Origin of the sequence: Neisseria sp. P0024.S006, from assembly GCF_051956595.1 — a bacterium.
Classification (GTDB): Bacteria; Pseudomonadota; Gammaproteobacteria; order Burkholderiales; family Neisseriaceae; genus Neisseria.
The window spans coordinates 254,038-270,338 of sequence record NZ_JBQCXH010000002.1 but is presented as its reverse complement, the minus strand read 5'-3'; the positions used below and the strand labels follow the sequence as shown (position 1 = coordinate 270,338).

20 protein-coding genes are annotated in these 16,301 nt (G+C 51.4%); 5 read left to right on the top strand and 15 right to left on the bottom strand.

Translation table 11 applies throughout. The features are described from left to right. Window positions 1-79: 79 nt before the first annotated feature. Together ACTHUF_RS05075 and ACTHUF_RS05070 are read left to right on the top strand one after the other, a co-directional pair. The gene (locus ACTHUF_RS05075; RefSeq protein ID WP_314597713.1) at window positions 80-1,093 is read left to right on the top strand and encodes a hypothetical protein; all 1,014 of its coding nucleotides are present in this window, start codon (window positions 80-82) and stop codon (window positions 1,091-1,093) included. A 197-nt stretch (window positions 1,094-1,290) separates the two neighbouring features. Continuing rightward, window positions 1,291-1,632, top strand: coding sequence for a hypothetical protein (locus tag ACTHUF_RS05070; protein ID WP_315093363.1), 342 nt, complete (start codon window positions 1,291-1,293; stop codon window positions 1,630-1,632). Between the two features lie 57 nt (window positions 1,633-1,689). Here the strand turns inward: ACTHUF_RS05070 and ACTHUF_RS05065 are convergent, their stop codons facing one another. After that, entirely contained in the window at window positions 1,690-2,580 is an 891-nt protein-coding gene (locus ACTHUF_RS05065) for a LysR family transcriptional regulator (RefSeq protein WP_315093365.1), read from the bottom strand. 129 nt (window positions 2,581-2,709) lie between these two features. On the opposite strand from ACTHUF_RS05065, the gene ACTHUF_RS05060 reads away from it, so the two are divergent. Beyond that, entirely contained in the window at window positions 2,710-3,105 is a 396-nt protein-coding gene (locus tag ACTHUF_RS05060; protein ID WP_036492177.1) for a DoxX family protein, read from the top strand. Window positions 3,106-3,120: 15 nt separating this feature from the next. Beyond that, window positions 3,121-3,726 (top strand): nitroreductase family protein, encoded by a 606-nt coding sequence (locus ACTHUF_RS05055; protein ID WP_440407288.1) that lies wholly within the window; start codon window positions 3,121-3,123, stop codon window positions 3,724-3,726. A 113-nt stretch (window positions 3,727-3,839) separates the two neighbouring features. Here the strand turns inward: ACTHUF_RS05055 and cysS are convergent, their stop codons facing one another. The 14 genes from cysS to rpmE all read right to left on the bottom strand — a co-directional run bounded on the left by cysS (window position 3,840) and on the right by rpmE (window position 15,468). Continuing rightward, complete coding sequence (gene cysS, locus ACTHUF_RS05050) at window positions 3,840-5,261, bottom strand: cysteine--tRNA ligase (RefSeq protein ID WP_440407287.1); 1,422 nt, start codon at window positions 5,259-5,261, stop codon at window positions 3,840-3,842. A 241-nt stretch (window positions 5,262-5,502) separates the two neighbouring features. Next, window positions 5,503-6,657, bottom strand: a complete 1,155-nt coding sequence (obgE, locus tag ACTHUF_RS05045) for a GTPase ObgE (RefSeq protein ID WP_440407286.1) — start codon at window positions 6,655-6,657, stop codon at window positions 5,503-5,505. Between the two features lie 143 nt (window positions 6,658-6,800). Continuing rightward, on the bottom strand, window positions 6,801-7,289 hold the full coding sequence (locus ACTHUF_RS05040) for a peroxiredoxin family protein (protein WP_440364048.1): 489 nt from the start codon (window positions 7,287-7,289) through the stop codon (window positions 6,801-6,803). Next, window positions 7,286-7,669, bottom strand: coding sequence for an acyl-CoA thioesterase (locus ACTHUF_RS05035; protein ID WP_440364047.1), 384 nt, complete (start codon window positions 7,667-7,669; stop codon window positions 7,286-7,288). The genes ACTHUF_RS05040 and ACTHUF_RS05035 overlap by 4 nt, the downstream gene beginning before the upstream one ends. Further along, window positions 7,669-8,031 carry a hypothetical protein gene (locus tag ACTHUF_RS05030; RefSeq protein ID WP_003681812.1) on the bottom strand — a complete coding sequence of 121 codons (363 nt, stop codon included), beginning with the start codon at window positions 8,029-8,031 and terminating at the stop codon, window positions 7,669-7,671. The genes ACTHUF_RS05035 and ACTHUF_RS05030 overlap by 1 nt, the downstream gene beginning before the upstream one ends. A gap of 114 nt (window positions 8,032-8,145) precedes the next feature. After that, a complete protein-coding gene (locus tag ACTHUF_RS05025; protein WP_049335811.1) occupies window positions 8,146-8,973 on the bottom strand; it encodes an MlaA family lipoprotein in 828 nt (275 codons plus the stop codon). Next, the gene (locus ACTHUF_RS05020) at window positions 8,970-9,248 is read right to left on the bottom strand and encodes an STAS domain-containing protein (RefSeq protein WP_036493932.1); all 279 of its coding nucleotides are present in this window, start codon (window positions 9,246-9,248) and stop codon (window positions 8,970-8,972) included. The genes ACTHUF_RS05025 and ACTHUF_RS05020 overlap by 4 nt, the downstream gene beginning before the upstream one ends. A gap of 63 nt (window positions 9,249-9,311) precedes the next feature. Beyond that, window positions 9,312-9,902: an MlaC/ttg2D family ABC transporter substrate-binding protein gene (locus ACTHUF_RS05015; RefSeq protein ID WP_440407285.1), complete on the bottom strand. Its 591-nt coding sequence runs from the start codon at window positions 9,900-9,902 to the stop codon at window positions 9,312-9,314. A gap of 32 nt (window positions 9,903-9,934) precedes the next feature. Further along, window positions 9,935-10,429: an outer membrane lipid asymmetry maintenance protein MlaD gene (mlaD, locus tag ACTHUF_RS05010; protein ID WP_049329454.1), complete on the bottom strand. Its 495-nt coding sequence runs from the start codon at window positions 10,427-10,429 to the stop codon at window positions 9,935-9,937. Between the two features lie 49 nt (window positions 10,430-10,478). Next, entirely contained in the window at window positions 10,479-11,255 is a 777-nt protein-coding gene (gene mlaE, locus ACTHUF_RS05005) for a lipid asymmetry maintenance ABC transporter permease subunit MlaE (protein WP_003748013.1), read from the bottom strand. Between the two features lie 65 nt (window positions 11,256-11,320). After that, the gene (locus ACTHUF_RS05000; RefSeq protein ID WP_440407284.1) at window positions 11,321-12,121 is read right to left on the bottom strand and encodes an ABC transporter ATP-binding protein; all 801 of its coding nucleotides are present in this window, start codon (window positions 12,119-12,121) and stop codon (window positions 11,321-11,323) included. 221 nt (window positions 12,122-12,342) lie between these two features. Beyond that, window positions 12,343-13,260, bottom strand: a complete 918-nt coding sequence (locus ACTHUF_RS04995; protein WP_440407337.1) for a hypothetical protein — start codon at window positions 13,258-13,260, stop codon at window positions 12,343-12,345. A 108-nt stretch (window positions 13,261-13,368) separates the two neighbouring features. Next, window positions 13,369-15,027, bottom strand: coding sequence for an ArnT family glycosyltransferase (locus ACTHUF_RS04990; protein WP_440407283.1), 1,659 nt, complete (start codon window positions 15,025-15,027; stop codon window positions 13,369-13,371). A 225-nt stretch (window positions 15,028-15,252) separates the two neighbouring features. Beyond that, a complete protein-coding gene (gene rpmE, locus ACTHUF_RS04985; protein ID WP_003681847.1) occupies window positions 15,253-15,468 on the bottom strand; it encodes a 50S ribosomal protein L31 in 216 nt (71 codons plus the stop codon). A gap of 281 nt (window positions 15,469-15,749) precedes the next feature. On the opposite strand from rpmE, the gene ACTHUF_RS04980 reads away from it, so the two are divergent. Beyond that, window positions 15,750-16,283, top strand: a complete 534-nt coding sequence (locus tag ACTHUF_RS04980) for an acyltransferase (protein ID WP_440407282.1) — start codon at window positions 15,750-15,752, stop codon at window positions 16,281-16,283. Window positions 16,284-16,301 lie beyond the last annotated feature (18 nt).

Sequence of the window (16,301 nt, the reverse complement as noted above, 5' to 3'; positions counted from 1 at the left end):
CTTGCCAAATTGAGGATGGCTGTAGACATAAAGGTATCCAGACGCCTAATACATAGAAATCTATTTAAAGGATAAAAATATGACTTACCACGAACTTGCACTGTATGCATTACAGCAGTTGGCACGTCCCGCCGGTGCATCGGAAATTTGGGATTTTATCGAACAGAACCGACTTTATACTGATTTGGACGGTTACAACCCTGAAATGGGCTTGCCTTCAATAGGTAAAACGCCCTGGGCAACTATAGGTGCACAGTTGTATGTGGAAGCAAAAAAGACTGACGGCAAAATCACGGCACAGGGCAGTCGTCCTAAGCTATTTTCTCTGCGAAGGGAAGTTTCAGGTAGCTTAAAAGAGTTGAAGCTACCTGAAAATACCATTAATGAGCAGCTCAAGCCTATCTCTCAGACACAAAAGGTCAAATTCCACGAACGTGACCTGCATCCTCTACTATGTAAGTTTTTGGATAAACACCCTGCTTTTGACGCGAAGTCACGTACCATATTCCATGAAAAAAGCGGCAAAAACCAAAAAGGTGCAGACAAATGGCTTTATCCCGATATGGTTGGTGTTCAGTTTGAATATGCCAATTATGATCACGATAACCTGCTAACATTAATGAAGAAATTTGACCGTTTACCGATTAAAATTTTCTCGTTCGAGATAAAAATCCGTTTGGATTTTGGCAATTACAAAGAATCTTTCTTTCAGGCGGTGAGTAATTCTAGTTGGGCGAATGAAGGTTATTTGGTGGCATTAGATGTGCAGCAGGATGTAGACTTCCGTGAAGCCCTGCAGAAACTGAGCCAGAGTTTTGGAATTGGCATCATCCTGTTAGACGCGACCAACGTCAGCCAAAGTGAAATCCTTTCGCCTGCACGGTATAAAGAGCAAATGGATTATTCGGTGATGGACGAACTGGCATATAAAAACTCTGGTTTTGCACAATTTTTGCGAACCATTGCCGAATATGATCATCAAAATCATGACCGCTATGTGAAAGAGTTTGATCCAGTAAAAGATGATGCTGAAATGGCAGACTATTTGGTGGAAAAAGGAATTGTACTTGATGGAAAGGCTGAAACCGTATAGCAACCTGAAATCCACCCTAGTATTATCGAATATTCAGATGAGCTAACAGAAGGTAGATTCCTGTATAAAGAAAAGAGGGGGAGGAGTAGTTGCTGTAAATATATTGTTTGCCATCATACTTGATGGCTTACCGATATAAACAAGCGTATAGTTCCAAATATTACAAACCCATCATCACAACCTTAGGAGTTCAAACCATGAAACCTGTTTTGTTTGCCGCGCTGATTTCCTGTTTCTCCGTTGCTGCTTATGCGGCTTGTACCGACAGCCAGCAGCAGTGCGTGATTTATAAAAACGGTAATGTTGCGACAGAAGGCGGCTGTACGGTCAGCAAGTGCCAAAGTGCCGATGCGCAAGTGTTGAAATGGAAGCTGAAAAACGGCAAAGGCGTAACCATTGAAATCGGTAAAAACGGTAAGGTTTTGGTGAACAAGAAACCGGGTGCGAAAGCGAACAACAGCAATGCGTCAGGCATGGGTTTGACATGCTATGCCGCCGATGCGGACAAACGTGAACAGTTCTGCTCGACCAATTATTGATTGGATTGTTGCTTTGATTAAAGGCCGTCTGAAAAGTGTTTCAGACGGCCTTGATGTTTATCCTTCCGATATTTTTTCATTGAAGAAGTCGATAAAGCTGCGCACTTTCGCGCTGAGAAAGGCCCTGTCGACATAGGTGGCGTTAAGCTGGTCTGTCCAGATGGTGTAATCGGGCAGGAGTTGGACCAATGTGCCGTCCTTTAATTCCTGCTGGACCGCCCAAAGGGGCTGATAGCCTATGCCTGCGCCTGCTTTAATCAGCTCGCGTATCATCAGCGTGTTGTCGCTGCGGATAACGGGGGAGAGGTGGAGAATGGCTTTTTCTCCGGTGTGGCGGTGGGTAATTTCCCAGTCTTGTTGACTGGTATAGGAAGGCAGGATGGCTTGATGCTGCATGACGGCTTCGGGTGTATCGGGTGTGCCGTGTTGGGCAAGGTAGTCGGGGGCGGCAAGTAGGACGAACTCAATTTTGGCCAGCGGTTTGACGATCAGCGAAGGGGAGGGGGTTTTGGAAACACGCAAGGCAAGGTCGAAACCTTCGGCGATGAGGTCGATATGGCGGTTGTCGAGGACGAGGTCGAGCGTGACTTTGGGATAACGTTGGCGGTATTCGGCCAACCATGCGCTCATGTTGCCGCCTGCAAACCACAGGGGCATGGTAACGCGCAACATACCTTGCGGCGTGTCGGCACCGCCTGCCACTTTTTGGGCGGCGGTGTCCAAGGTATCCAGTGCGTAGCTGCATTGGCGGTAGTATTCTTCGCCTGCTTCGGTTAGATGAAGGTTGCGGTTGTTGCGGTGTAAGAGCTTGGCTTGTATGGTGTTTTCCAGATGGCTGACGTGTTTGCTGGCCATGGCGGTGGAGATTTCGAGCTGATCGGCGGCACGGGTAAAACTGCCGCTTTGAACAACTTGGCGGAAAACTTTTAGGCTGAATAGGGTGTCCATGATTTCTTATTAGGAAACGTTGTATCAATAATTCGAGTATATATCTCTTACTGGGAATTATCTATACTGCACTTATTGAAATTGCTCCCTACCTCTTTCAGGTAGCCATTTAAGATAAGGATTATTAAGATGTCAGCCCTCAAATCATTCCAACCTGTTGTATTGTCTGTCTTGCGCATTGTGACGGCGTATCTGTTTTTGCTGCATGGCACGGCCAAGTTTTTCAGTTTTCCGATGTCCATGGGCGGCGCGCCCGAAGGCTTGATGCTGGTGGCCGGTATTTTGGAAATTGTCGGCGGTATCTTATTGATATTGGGCCTGTTCACCCGTCCGGCCGCGTTTGTTTTGTCCGGTCAGATGGCAGTCGCCTACTTTATGGCGCACGCGTCTTCTGGTAATGTTTTGTTTCCATTGGCCAACCAGGGGGAATCTGCCGTTTTGTTCTGCTTCGTATTTTTGTACCTGGCAGTAGCCGGCGGCGGAGCGTGGGCTTTGGATAACGTTTTTGGTAAAGATAAAGATTAATTTAAGGAAAAGATCATGACTTATTCTGTTTTGCAACAAGCTGCTGAAACCCGTCGTTCTATCTATGCATTGAACAACACCCTGCCTCTGTCCAATGAGGAAGTAACCAAAATCATCGAACACGCCGTTTTGCATACGCCGTCTTCTTTTAATTCGCAATCTGCCCGAGTGGTCGTATTATTTGGCGAAGAACATGCCAAAGTGTGGCATTTTGTCGAAGAAGCTTTGCGTGCAATTGTCCCTGCCGAGCAGTTTGAAGCCACTGCGCAAAAACTGAACTTGTTTAAAGCAGGCGCGGCGACAGTTTTGTTCTTTGAAGATCAAGATGTTGTCAAAGGCTTGCAAGAGAAGTTCCCATCTTATGCGGCCAACTTCCCGATCTGGGCGGATCAGGCAAATGCCATGGTGCAATATGCCGTGTGGACAACATTGGCGGCTGCCGGTATCGGCGCCAATCTGCAACACTACAATCCGCTGCCTGATGCGGCCATTGCCAAAGAATGGAACTTGCCGGAAAGCTGGTTGTTGCGTGCGCAAATGGTGATTGGCGGTATCGCGGCTCCAGCCGGTGAAAAAGCCTTCCAACCAATCGAAGGCCGTCTGAAAGTATTTGGCGCATAAATGAAGTAATGTTTTAAACAAAGGGCGCGATGTTTGCGCACTTTTTGAAATACCAAAATTAAAAAGGCCGTCTGAAAAACAGTTTCAGACGGCCTTTTATCTATGCCATGAAATCAACCGCGGCGCCAAGTCGTACCGCCGGCGTTGTCTTCCAGAATGATTTTGTGTTCGTTCAGAAGGTCGCGGATACGGTCGGATTCCGCCCAGTTTTTATCCGCGCGTGCCTGTTTGCGTCGGGCGATCAAATCGTCGATTTCCTCGTTGGACAGGCCGTCTGAAACGGCACCGCCTTGCAGAAACTCAATCGGATCGCGTTGCAGCAGGCCGATGATGCCGCCCAAAGCTTTCAGGCAGCCGGCGAGGTGTGCATCATTGGTTTTGTTCACTTCGCCTGCCAGCTCAAACAACACGGCAACTGCTTCGACCGTACCGAAATCGTCGTTCATGGCGGCGTAGAAGCGGCGGGTGTAGTCGTTGGCGTTTTCAGACAAATCAAACTCAGCCGCAGGAGTGTTTTTCAACGTGGTGTACAGGCGGGTCAACGCACCTTTTGCGTCGTCCAAATGCGCGTCGGAGTAGTTCAGTGGGCTGCGGTAGTGGGCGCGTAGGATGAAGAAGCGCACGACTTCAGGGTCGTATTGTTTCAACACTTCGCGGATGGTGAAGAAGTTGCCCAACGATTTGGACATTTTTTCGCCGTCCACACGGATGAAGCCGTTGTGCAGCCAGTATTTGACGTGGCTGGCAATGCTTTGTCCGTGATGGGTTTGCGCGTGGTCGTGACCGCAGGTATGGCCGCTGGCGCCGACGCTTTGAGCAATTTCGTTTTCATGGTGCGGGAATTGCAAATCCGCGCCACCGCCGTGGATGTCGAAGGTATCGCCGAACAGGTTTTCACTCATGGCAGAGCATTCGATGTGCCAGCCCGGACGGCCGTTACCCCACGGGCTTTCCCATGCCGGCTCGCCTGCTTTGGCGGCTTTCCACAACACAAAATCAAGCGGATCGCGTTTGAAACCGTCCACTTCCACACGCTCGCCTGCGCGCAGGTCGTCCAACGATTTGCCCGATAATTGTCCGTAAGCCGAAAACTCGCGCACGGCGTAGTAAACGTCGCCGTTTGAGGCAGAATATGCCTTGCCGTTTTGAATCAGGGTTTCAATCATGGCAATCATTTGCGGGATGTTTTCCGTTGCCTTCGGCTCAATATCCGGACGCAACACGCCCAAAGCATCGGCATCTTCGTGCATAGCCTGAATGAAACGCGCGGTCAGCTCGCCAATGGTTTCGCTGTTTTCAGCCGCGCGGGCAATGATTTTGTCGTCGATGTCGGTGATGTTGCGTACATAAGTAAGCGGATAGCCACACTCACGCAACCAACGGGCAATCATGTCGAACACAACCATCACACGGGCATGGCCTAAGTGGCAGTAGTCGTAAACAGTCATACCGCAAACGTACATACGCACGTTTTTAGGGTCGATGGGGGTGAAGGGTTCTTTTTGACGGGTAAGGGTGTTGTAGATGGTGGTCATGAGGTTTCGCTAAAGGTTGTCGTTTGGTGTAGAGGCCGTCTTAATCATGCTTTAACGGCGTTTATAAATTGAATACGGTTATAGAATTCTAAAACAAATTTATGGCTGTGTCCGTTGTTACTTTATCGTTTGATTTTTGAAAAAAGGAGAATGCTGCTTACCGAAAGGGCAGGTATAAAACCCGCCCTATGTTTTGTATTTTCAGACGGCCTGTGGATAAAAAAGGCCGTCTGAAATTTTTTTACTCCGGCTTAAACACGCCAGTATCCGTTTTAGGCTGCTGCTCGGCAATTTCGGCTTTTGCCGCTGCCTGTTCTGCTTCTGTTTTTTCGGCTTCGATGCGTTTTTTCTCGGTTAGGTATTGGTTGATTTGGTGTACCAACTCCTGCGTGCCTTGATGGGTCAGGGCGCTGATTTGGAAGAGGCGCGGGGTTTCCATGTCGAATTGGAAGCGGTCGTCTGGTTTGGGGTAATTCCAGCCGATGGCTTCGAGGAAGGCGGTTGTTCGCGCTTGGGCTTCTTCTTCGTCAAGCATGTCGAGTTTGTTCAGAACCAGCCAGCGCGGTTTGCCGTAAAGTTCTTCATCGTATTTGCGCAATTCGTTGATGATGGCGAGTGCTTCTTCGGCGGGATTGACGGTTTCGTCGAAGGGCGCCAAATCGACAACGTGCAACAGCAGGCCGGTGCGCGATAGGTGTTTGAGGAAGCGGTGGCCGAGGCCTGCGCCTTCTGCTGCGCCTTCAATCAGGCCGGGGATGTCGGCCATGACGAAGCTGTGGTTTTCGTCGATGCGCACGACGCCTAAATTCGGATGCAGGGTGGTGAAGGGGTAGTTGGCGATTTTGGGGCGTGCGGCGGAGACGGCGGTAATCAGGGTGGATTTGCCGGCGTTGGGCATGCCTAATAAGCCGACATCGGCGAGGACTTTGAGTTCGAGTTGCAGGGAACGGGTTTCGCCTTCTTCGCCGGGCGTGGATTGTTTTGGGGCGCGGTTGACAGACGATTTGAAGTGGATATTGCCCAAGCCGCCTTTGCCGCCTTTGGCGAGGCAGACGCGCTGGCCGTGATAAGTCAGGTCGGCGACGATTTCGTCAGTGTCGAGGTCGCGGATAAGGGTGCCGACGGGCATTTTGAGGACGATGTCGTCCGCCCCTGCGCCGTAGCGGTCGGAGCCGTGGCCTTTTTCGCCGTTTTTGGCTTGGTAGCGTTTGACGAAGCGGTATTCGACGAGGGTGTTGGTGTTTTCGTCGGCTTCTGCCCAAACGCTGCCGCCTTTGCCGCCGTCGCCACCGTCAGGGCCGCCGCGCGGTACGAATTTTTCGCGGCGGAAACTGGTTGCGCCATTACCGCCTTTGCCTGCGGCGACTTCGATTTTTGCTTCGTCGATGAATTTCATGATGTTCTCTTATGGGTATTCGGTTGTTTCAGACGGCCTTTGTTAATAGAGGAGCTTGGTGTCTGAACGGATAAAATGTTGCTTATTATAAAGGATATTTCGGTTTTAGGCCGTCTGAAATATGGTTTCAGACGGCCTTGGATTTATTGGGCGAGGGCTTGGTCGATTTCTTGATAGAGTTGGGTGAAATTGGGTTCGCCAACGTAGGTTTTGAGGATGTTTCCGTTTTTGTCGATCAGAACGGAAGTCGGGTAAACCTGTGTGCCAAAGGCTTTTGCGGCAGTTTTGTCGGTATCGTACATGACGGTGAAGGGAAGGCCGTATTCTTTGACGTACTGATGGACGCTTTCGATAGGGTCGATGGGCTGGGCAATGCCGAGGACTTGGAAGTTTTTGCCTTGATAGTCTTGGGCGGTTTTGATGATTTTAGGCATTTCGCTCACGCAGCCGGGGCAGGAGGGAAACCAGAAGTTAATGAGGGTAACTTTGTCTTTCAAATCGGCATTGGTAATGGTTTTGCCTTGCAGGTCGGGCAGGGCGAAATCAGGGGCGGCTTTGTTGCTGGGGATAAGGACGAAGGCAAGGAGCGCACCAATCGTGGCAATGGCAAGGAGTGTGAGTATTTTTTTCATGATTCGAGGTTTTGAATGGCGTGTGCTAAGGTTTTGGGAATGCTGATGCTACGGCCGCTTTCGCTGCTGACGGGCATAAGGGTCACTTCGGCTTCGATGGCGGCTTTGCCGTTGGGCAGGGTCGCGGTTTGGCTGAGGATGATGTGGCGTGTGCCGATGTCTTTCAGACGGCCTGTAAAGGTTAAAACATCGCCTTCGAGCGACGGACGGCGATAGCGGATGTCAACGCGTGCAACAACGAGCATGATGCCTTTGAGTTCGGAAAGAAGGTCATGCTCTTGGAAAAACGTCCAGCGCGCTTCTTCGAGAAATTCGAGATAGCGCGCATTGTTGACGTGGCCGTAGCCGTCGAGGTGGTAGTTGCGGACGGTCAGTTTCATCAGTTGAGATTGATGGGTTGGAACTCTTCGCGTGCGATTGGTTCGTGTTCAAGGTCGGTAATCACAGTGGAGAGTTGGATGTCGAACCATTCATTGAAAATGTCGGCGTCCAAATCCGGCCATTCGCTTTCGTCTTCGCACCAGTCGGCCAATTCGGCAGCAAAAATGTCTTCAAAACGCGCTTCGATCTCGTCCCATACTTCGTCGGCAGTTTCGCACGGGCGAACGAGGTAGGAGTTTGCATCGGCTTGGATATCTTCAAGCGTCAGGCCGTCAAGGTGATTGCCGGGCAGGGATTTCAGCCAGTTCCAAAATGGATCGAGGGGGATAAGCAGGAAGACGCTGCGGTTGACTTCGTACATGGTGTTTTCCTTGGTTTCTGTATAGTTGAATGATATAGCAAAGGTGGGGGACTGGCTATCTTTTGGGGGATAAAGGCCGTCTGAATTTCAGACGGCCTTTATTTTTGGGAACAATCAGAGGTTTTCTGATGGTGTTTGATACAGGGTTTGGGGATTGGCTGTATCGGGAATTTCTGCCGGAGCGGTTTGAGGGGCTGTTACCGGTTCGGAAGTGGCATTGCTGTCCACTAAGTCATCAATGTCGATGTTGTCGTCTTCGCTTTGAGGGAGCGTGCCGCCGGTTTGTTGGGTGCGGACTTTCATGTAAAGGTCGCGTGTGTAGCTGTATTTGTCGATGGCTGCACCTTCGAGGCTGTCGGTCAGGTCGAGCAGTTCTTCACGGGTGTTGATGGCTTGCAGGCCGATTGTGCCCCAGCGTCCTGCTCTGGTGTGGAAGACGGCATTTTTAACCGGATAGACGGTGGTGACGGCGTTGCCGACGGTATCGCGTACGGTAGACGGGCCGAGTAGGGGGACAACGAAGTAGTTGCTGTTTTTCCAGCCCCATGAGGCGAAGGTATCGCCGAGGGTGTTTTTATTGCTGGGCACACCGCCTGCACCGGCTACGTCGATTAAACCGCCAAGGCCGAAGGTGGTGTTGATGCCGACGCGGACGAGGTCTTCGCTGGCGCGTTTGACGTCAAGGCGCAGTACATTGCTGCCGAAGCTGACGACATCGCGCAGGTTGTTGAAGAAGTTGATCACGCCGGTACGCACCGGTTTGGGCGTTATTTTGCGATAACCGCGTGCGACAGGGGAAAGGACGTATTTGTCTGCTTTGTCGTTGAACTTGGAAACGGTACGGTTGTAGCCTTCGTAAGGGTCGGCTGGATTGCGTTCGGCAAGTGCGGGAGCGGAGGCTATGCTGATGAGGAGGCAGAGTGAAGCGGTGGTTTTTTTCATGATTGCAACCAGTCTTTGATTTCGTAAAGTTCGGCCAGTGCGCGGACGGAATCGGGAATGTTTTGAATGGTCGGTTTTTTGTCTGTCCGGCGCAGAGCGTTGAGCAGCAGGGAAACGCAGGCTGAATCTGCTTTGCCTACTTGGCTGAAGTCTATACTGTCTGTTTCTTTCAGACGGCATTGTTGTTCGTAGCGCGCAAAGGCGGAGGCAGTCAGGGTTTTGACGGTAACGTCGCCGCTGATGTAGAGCGTGCCGTTGCGGATTTCTGTTTGCATGGTGTCTTTATGATGTAAGGCACCATGCCGTCTGAACATCAGGCGGCATGGTGCGGGGGTGGATTATTTACCGCCGTTTTTGGCTTTCAAGTCGGCAATCAGGCCGTCGATGCCTTTGGCTTTGATGGTTTCGCCGAATTGGTTGCGGTATACGGTAACCAAGCTTGCGCCTTCTACTGCGACATTATATGCGCGGTATTTGCTGCCGCTTTGGTAGGTGGTGAAGTCCATGTTGACCGGTTTTTGGCCGGAAACGTTGATTTCGGCGCGGACGATGATTTCTTTACCGCCTTTGTTTACGACCGGGTTGTCTTTGATGTTGACCTTGGCGTTTTTGAATTTCAGCATGGTGCCGGAGTAGGTGCGGATCAGCAGGGTTTGGAACTCTTTAGTCAACGCTTGTTTTTGTGCGTCAGTTGCAGTACGCCATGGGTTGCCGACGGCCAAAGCTGTCATGCGTTGGAAGTCGAAGTAAGGGATGGCGTAGGCTTCAGCTTTTTGGCGTGCAGTGTTGGCATCGCCGCTGTTGAGGATTTTCAGCACTTGAACGGAGTTTTCACGGACTTGGTTGACTGCGTCGGCAGGAGAGGCAAATGCCATGCTGATGCTCAATACGCCGATGCTCAATGCGCTGATGAAGGAAGTTTTTTTCATGGGAGTGTCCTGAATATTGGGTTGATATGTGTTTATTGTTTGTTTTGACCGGCAGATTCACTGTCTGCGTTTTTTTCGGCAAAGCTGGTCATGAATTTGCCGATAAGGTTTTCCAAAACCATGGCGGAGCTGGTGACGGTAATGGTGTCGCCTGCCGCCAAAGAATCAGTATCGCCGCCTTGTTGCAGGCCGATGTATTGTTCGCCCAACAAGCCTGAAGTCAGGATTTGTGCGGAAACGTCGCTGCTGAACTGATATTGACTGTCCAGATTGAGGGCAACTTTTGCCTGATAGGATTTAGGGTCGAGCTGAATAGAGGCAACGCGGCCCACCAGTACGCCTGCGGATTTGACCGGGGCGTTGGTTTTCAAGCCGCCGATGTCGCTGAAATCGGCATAGACGGTGTAGGTTTGTGATGATTTGCCGAACGATTGTCCGCCGGCGGCGCGGAAGGCGAGAAAGCCGATAGCGGCCGCGCCCAGTAAGACAAACAGTCCTACCCAAAATTCCAAAGCATTTTTCTTCATGTGCTATTGTCCTTGTTTCATTCTTTTTAAGTGTCGTTTCAGACGGCCTTTAGTCGGTAAACATCCATGCGGTCAAGATGAAGTCGACGGCGAGGATGGTCAGGGCGGAAGACACTACGGTGCGTGTACTGGCGCGCAAAATACCTTCGGAAGTCGGTACGCAGTGAAACCCCTGATGTACGGCGATTAACGTAACGGCTACGCCGAAAGCGGCGGATTTGATTAAGCCGTTGAGGACGTCGTAATGGAAGGTAATGTTGTTTTGCATTTGCGACCAGAAAATACCGCCGTCCAGACCCAGCCATTCGACGCCGACCAAATACGCGCCGTAAATACCGGCAACGTTGAAAATCGACGCCAGCAAAGGCATGGAAAACACGCCCGCCCAAAAGCGCGGCGCAACCACGCGCGCCACGGGGTCGACCGCCATCACGTTCATCGCTTCAAGCTGCTCGGTGGTTTTCATCAGACCGATTTCGCTGGTCATGGCACCGCCCGCGCTGCTGGCAAACAGAATGGCCGCCAATACGGGACCCAATTCGCGCAACAGGGAAGCGGCAACCATATAGCCCAAAATATCGGCGGATTTGAATTTTGCCAGTTGCGTATAGCCTTGCAAGCCCAATACCATGCCGACAAACAGGCCGGAGACGGCGACAATCAGGACAGACAACACACCTGCAAAGTAAATCTGGCGGATGCTCAGGCGCGGGCGGGCAAACGCCGTGCCTGATTTGGCCAGGATCTGCAGGAAAAACAGCGTAATGCTGCCCAGCGATTGGATGAAGCCGAGGGTTTTTGCCCCGACGGAACGGATAAAATTCATAGGTTTCAGTTGATTGGTTAAATGGTTTTCAGACGGCCTTGTTTAAAATTCAGGCCGTCTGAACATCAGCCCAGCAAGTCTTGTTTTAAAGTCGTTTGCGCCGGATAGCGGTAGGCGACGGGGCCGTCTGCCAAACCGCCGACAAACTGGCGCACCCAAGGCGAGTCGAGTTCGCGCATTTCTTTGGACGAGCCGGAGAACATGATTTCGCCGTGTGCCAAGAAAATGACTTGATCGACGATTTCCAATGATTTTTCAATATCATGCGTTACCATCACGCTGGTGGAGCGCAGGGCTTTGTTGGCGCGGCTGATGAGGTGGGCGATAACGCCCAGCGAAATCGGGTCGAGGCCGGTGAAAGGCTCGTCATACAACATGATTTCAGGGTCGAGCGCAATCGTACGCGCGAGGGCGACGCGGCGCGACATACCGCCGGAAAGCTCGGAAGGCATCAGGTTTTCAATGCCGCGCAAACCGACTGCATTCAGTTTCAGCAATACTAAATCGCGAATGACCGCTTCGGGTAAGTCCGTCAGCTCGCGCATGGGGAAGGCGATGTTGTCGAAGACGGATAAGTCGGTAAACAATGCACCGTGTTGGAACAAAACGCCCATGCGGCGGCGGTGTTCGTACAGCTCCTGCGCCGAAAATGCGGCCAAGTCACGCCCTTCAATCAGCACTTTACCCGATTGCGGGCGGATTTGACCCGTAATCAGGCGCATCAGCGTGGTTTTACCGCTGCCCGAACCACCCATTACGGCGGCGAAATTGCCTTGTGGAATGCTGAAGTTGATGTTGTTCAGAATCGGACGGTCGCCATATGCGAAGGCAACGTCTTTCATTTCGATGAAGGGTGTGGAACTCATGCAGGAGGGGAGTGTCGAAAAATGTATTTTAATTACGGGTATTGTAAAGGGTATTGGATATTCGGGCAATTTTCAGACGGCCTGCGCTTAGGAATAACGGGTAAAAACGTGTGAAAGAACGCAGAAGCGTTGGTGCCACGGTCGTTTGTTGTATGTTGTGTCAAACATACAGACAGCTGTGTAGGTAAATAAAGAGGCGGGCAAACATGCCCGCCTTGTTGTTAATATTTCTGCAAACCTTCTACCTTGATTTCTTTGGCATTGGCATGGATGAAGGCTTGAGTCGCTTTCATTGTGGCTTGAATGCGCGGATCGTTCCAACGCACGATTTGGTTGTTTTCATCGCGTTTGTCCGACCAGATAATCACGCCGTCGGTGTATTTTTTGCTGATTTCGAGCATTTTGCGCCAGCGGACGGGGTCGATGAACTGCTTGAAATAAGGGCTGTTGGTGGCCGAATAATATTGCGGCCAGATGTAGCCGATGATTTTTTTGTTGGGAAAGCGTTGATGGATGTCGTCAACGGCGGTTTTCACGTCTTTTTCCCATTGTACCAAATCGGGGGAAGTGATGTAGAACACAGGATTGGCATAGTCGCTGATGGCGGCGGTGGGCGCACGGCGTTTGCTGACTTGCCGCCATTTGGCCAAGATGGCTTCGTTGTCAACGTTGGGGCGGTAGTGGCGGATGCCGTGCAGGTGTTCGGAAGGCATGCCGTAGTTGCTGATGACGGCGCGCGGGTTTTCTTCTCTGAAGATTTGGTACATCCGGGCGAAGTCGGTTCTCAATTCGTCGGGTGTCAGCAGCTGGCCGTCTTTTTCGGCAAACCAGCTTTCGATGTCGGTGGAAATGATGCGGTAGCCTTCGCGGCGCGATTGTTTGGCCAATTCGCGGATACGCGCTTCGTTGAGTACGCCGTGTTTGCGTTTGCCTGTCGGATCGGGTTTGACCAGCTCGCTTTCGTAAACCAAGAACACTTTAGAGAGTTTGTCGGCGGTCAGGTCGGGTTTGCCAACGTAGTCCATGCGGTCGTAGATGATGAAATCTTTGGCATGGGCGGAGAGGGCGGCCAATAAGAGGACGAGGGGCAAAAGGCGGTTGGGTTTCATGTTTTTAGGCAGATAAGGGAAAAGGGCCATTGTACGGGAAGCGGTGTTAAAGTAAGTCAAAGGCCGTCTGAAAGGATAAAAGTTCTTTCAGACGGCCTTTGTTAAACGGAGAATTTCCGGTTTTGAGGCTGGTGTGATTTACTGCGCCGCAGTTTTTTCCAGCAATAGGAAAGTCTCGGCTTTGTTGCGCGGTCTTGCGCCTTGCCACAAGGTTTGCCAGCCCGAAGGTGCGCCGATGTTGGCGGCTTGGCGGATGAGGCGGTAGCGGCAGGACGGGTTGTCGGTCGTGGTTTTAATATGGCTGTATTGTGTCCACGCAATGCGTGTGCGCTGGTCTTGACCGTCGATGCTGATACATTCGAGGCCGTCTGAAAGTTTCTGTTTCAATTCGGAAGAAAGCGCGGCTTCCATTTGGTGTACTACCGGCGCATGGCTTTTGGCGGCGTTGAGCCACGGTAAAAACAGGGTCATCAGCAAAGCCCAGGCCAAGGTAACGCCGGCTGCCCAGTTGGTCACGGCTTGGCGGCCACGGATGTTTTTACGCGTAATCGCCCAAAGCCATAACGGGGTAAACAGCAGGGCGACGGCCATCGGAATCGGGTCGATGTCGGGGATGTAATACGGGCTGAAATAGGCAGCGCGTTCGGCCAGTTTGGCGGGCCAGCCGTAGTTCATGGCGAAGAAGCCCAGCCACAGGAAGACGGCAATCAGACCGAATGCCATGATGCCGAACCAGTTGATAAATGCCGCTGCGCCGCGACGCAGGCCGTCCAGTTGTGCCGCGCCGAGCAGGGCAAGCGGCGGCAGCAGCCAAACGAGGTTGTCTTGCAGGCGTTGCGGATTGATGGCGAGCAGGGCTGTCATGATAACCAGCCACGACAGGCTCAGAATGCCCCAGTTTTTATCGTGGATACGCGTGCGGCTGAGCGTCCATGCTGCCAGCGGCCAAGCAGGCAGGGTAAACCACAGCAGGTTTTTCAGATAATAAGGCAGGTTGAAGGCCGTCTGAATATGATGGAAACCGCCGAATACGCCCAAGGAATAATGGTTGAACCAAATATCAAACCATTCGGGATGGGTTCTGGATAAAACCAGCGGATACAGAATCAGCAGGGGCAGGGAAACGACGATGGCGCCAATCAGGGTCAGCAGATAGCGTTTGCTCTGCCAAGTGGGATGGAACGACAGGGCAAATGCTAAAAATATCATGGCCACGGTCAGCAGATAGCCTGAAGAAAGGGAGAGTAAAACCCAGCCGCCGCACAACAGCAAAATGGCAATAATGACGCGGCGGCGTGCCAGTGAAAAGCCGCACAGAATCAATCCAAATGTGGCAAAAGCAGCCGACATGGGATTGAGGAAGTGGGCGATGGGCAGCAAACCGATGCTGCCGATGAGGATTAAGACAACGCTGCGGCCGTGGTGTCTGCCGAGAAAGTTGAAACCGGCAAAACCGCAGGCGGTCAGTCCGATGGCGGTGAATACCACGCCGGCAAAACGTGCGGCATCATAGGCATCGGCCGCCCAAGGCGAAAACAGGGTTTGGAATGCGGTTGCCGCCCACAAAAAAGCCGGGGAGATGGTGAAGTCGGGTTGGCCGAAGATTTGTGCAACCAGCAGGCTGCCGCCGTTTTTCATGGATTCGGAGGCGGTAAAGAGGGAGGGTTCGGCAGGGTTCCACAAGTCATGCGAGAACACGCCCGGCCACAGCCAGGCAAAGGCCATCAGCAGTAAGAGCCACGGTTTTTCATGGGTTTTTTGGGGGCGGCGCGGATCGGGCGGTGTGTAAGTCAGCATGGAAGGTCAAAAAACGGTTGGTTTGAATGGCAATGGTACAGGGTTTGACGGGTTTGCGCGATATGCCGGACCGGGGCGCTTTGTAAAAATCATGTTTACCGCTGGTTTTTTTCGGGTATTGGAAAGGATGTTTATCCGATATGGCGAGGCCGTCTGAAAGAAAGGTTTCAGACGGCCTGAATGCAAAAAAGACTGCACGAAGCAGTCTTTTTGACAAAGCGGCAATTAGCGTTTGAACAGGTTGCCGAATTTGTTGTTGAATTTGTCCACGCGACCGGTAGTGTCGACGATTTTTTGAGTACCGGTGTAGAAAGGGTGGCACAGAGAGCAAACCTCAACGTTGAAGCTGTCTTTTTCCATTGCGGATTTGGTTACGAATTTGTTGCCGCAAGAGCAGGTAACGTTGATTTCGTGGTAGTTCGGGTGAATACCTTGTTTCATTTGATTTCCTTTCGATTAAGCGGGCACAGGGGTTTTGCCTGTACTTCAGTTAAGCGTGGGATTTTCGCTATTTTTGGCTGTTTCGTCAAGCGGATATTTTGCGTAGCGGGCAGTTTCGCAACAGGCGAGAACAGTTTAGAATAGAGTTTCAAACCAAATATTGTGTAATCGGGCTGTAATTCAACTGAAAAGAGGATGTAAAACCTCTTCTAGATGTGAAACTTTAAGAAAAATAATAGTCTGATTAATAATTACGCTTTTACGAACAGGAGACGGAATCCATGCAAAAAAGGATATTGACGCGTATTTTGCGTGTCTGGGGAGGAATGTTGCCTCCGTCTTATTGCAAACCCTTCGGCCGGATTGCGCAAAAATTCCGCGCCGCTTTGGCTGCGTGCATTTCCCCAAACATCGGCAAAAACGTCAATATCGAAAAAGGCGGATATGTTTTTCCGGATACGGTAATCGGCGACAATTCGGGTATCGGCGTCAATTGCGAAATCTGCCACGGCCTGACCCTCGGCAAGAACGTGATGATGGGGCCGGAATGCCTGTTTTATTCGACCAACCACAAATTCAACCCTGAAACCCGCCGCTTTGAAGGCTATACGGACATTCGCCCGATTGTGATTGAAGACGATGTTTGGATCGGCCGGCGTGTGATTATTATGGGTGGCGTTACCATCGGCAAGGGCGCGGTAATCGGCGCAGGTTCGGTGGTTACCAAAGATGTGCCGCCTTATTGCGTGGCCGCGGGTAATCCTGCGGTTGTGAAGAAAAAGCTGTTGGATGAGCAAGAGCTTGCAGCTGAATAGCGTGAACGAAACCATAAA

Bases quoted from the DNA above. Each gene is read 5' to 3' on its own strand.
- ACTHUF_RS05075 (WP_314597713.1), top strand. From the start codon at position 80: ATGACTTACCACGAACTTGCACTGTATGCATTACAGCAGTTGGCACGT.
- ACTHUF_RS05070 (WP_315093363.1), top strand. From the start codon at position 1,291: ATGAAACCTGTTTTGTTTGCCGCGCTGATTTCCTGTTTCTCCGTTGCT.
- ACTHUF_RS05065 (WP_315093365.1), bottom strand. From the start codon at position 2,580: ATGGACACCCTATTCAGCCTAAAAGTTTTCCGCCAAGTTGTTCAAAGC.
- ACTHUF_RS05060 (WP_036492177.1), top strand. From the start codon at position 2,710: ATGTCAGCCCTCAAATCATTCCAACCTGTTGTATTGTCTGTCTTGCGC.
- ACTHUF_RS05055 (WP_440407288.1), top strand. From the start codon at position 3,121: ATGACTTATTCTGTTTTGCAACAAGCTGCTGAAACCCGTCGTTCTATC.
- cysS (WP_440407287.1), bottom strand. From the start codon at position 5,261: ATGACCACCATCTACAACACCCTTACCCGTCAAAAAGAACCCTTCACC.
- obgE (WP_440407286.1), bottom strand. From the start codon at position 6,657: ATGAAATTCATCGACGAAGCAAAAATCGAAGTCGCCGCAGGCAAAGGC.
- ACTHUF_RS05040 (WP_440364048.1), bottom strand. From the start codon at position 7,289: ATGAAAAAAATACTCACACTCCTTGCCATTGCCACGATTGGTGCGCTC.
- ACTHUF_RS05035 (WP_440364047.1), bottom strand. From the start codon at position 7,669: ATGAAACTGACCGTCCGCAACTACCACCTCGACGGCTACGGCCACGTC.
- ACTHUF_RS05030 (WP_003681812.1), bottom strand. From the start codon at position 8,031: ATGTACGAAGTCAACCGCAGCGTCTTCCTGCTTATCCCCCTCGATCCA.
- ACTHUF_RS05025 (WP_049335811.1), bottom strand. From the start codon at position 8,973: ATGAAAAAAACCACCGCTTCACTCTGCCTCCTCATCAGCATAGCCTCC.
- ACTHUF_RS05020 (WP_036493932.1), bottom strand. From the start codon at position 9,248: ATGCAAACAGAAATCCGCAACGGCACGCTCTACATCAGCGGCGACGTT.
- ACTHUF_RS05015 (WP_440407285.1), bottom strand. From the start codon at position 9,902: ATGAAAAAAACTTCCTTCATCAGCGCATTGAGCATCGGCGTATTGAGC.
- mlaD (WP_049329454.1), bottom strand. From the start codon at position 10,429: ATGAAGAAAAATGCTTTGGAATTTTGGGTAGGACTGTTTGTCTTACTG.
- mlaE (WP_003748013.1), bottom strand. From the start codon at position 11,255: ATGAATTTTATCCGTTCCGTCGGGGCAAAAACCCTCGGCTTCATCCAA.
- ACTHUF_RS05000 (WP_440407284.1), bottom strand. From the start codon at position 12,121: ATGAGTTCCACACCCTTCATCGAAATGAAAGACGTTGCCTTCGCATAT.
- ACTHUF_RS04995 (WP_440407337.1), bottom strand. From the start codon at position 13,260: ATGGCCCTTTTCCCTTATCTGCCTAAAAACATGAAACCCAACCGCCTT.
- ACTHUF_RS04990 (WP_440407283.1), bottom strand. From the start codon at position 15,027: ATGCTGACTTACACACCGCCCGATCCGCGCCGCCCCCAAAAAACCCAT.
- rpmE (WP_003681847.1), bottom strand. From the start codon at position 15,468: ATGAAACAAGGTATTCACCCGAACTACCACGAAATCAACGTTACCTGC.
- ACTHUF_RS04980 (WP_440407282.1), top strand. From the start codon at position 15,750: ATGCAAAAAAGGATATTGACGCGTATTTTGCGTGTCTGGGGAGGAATG.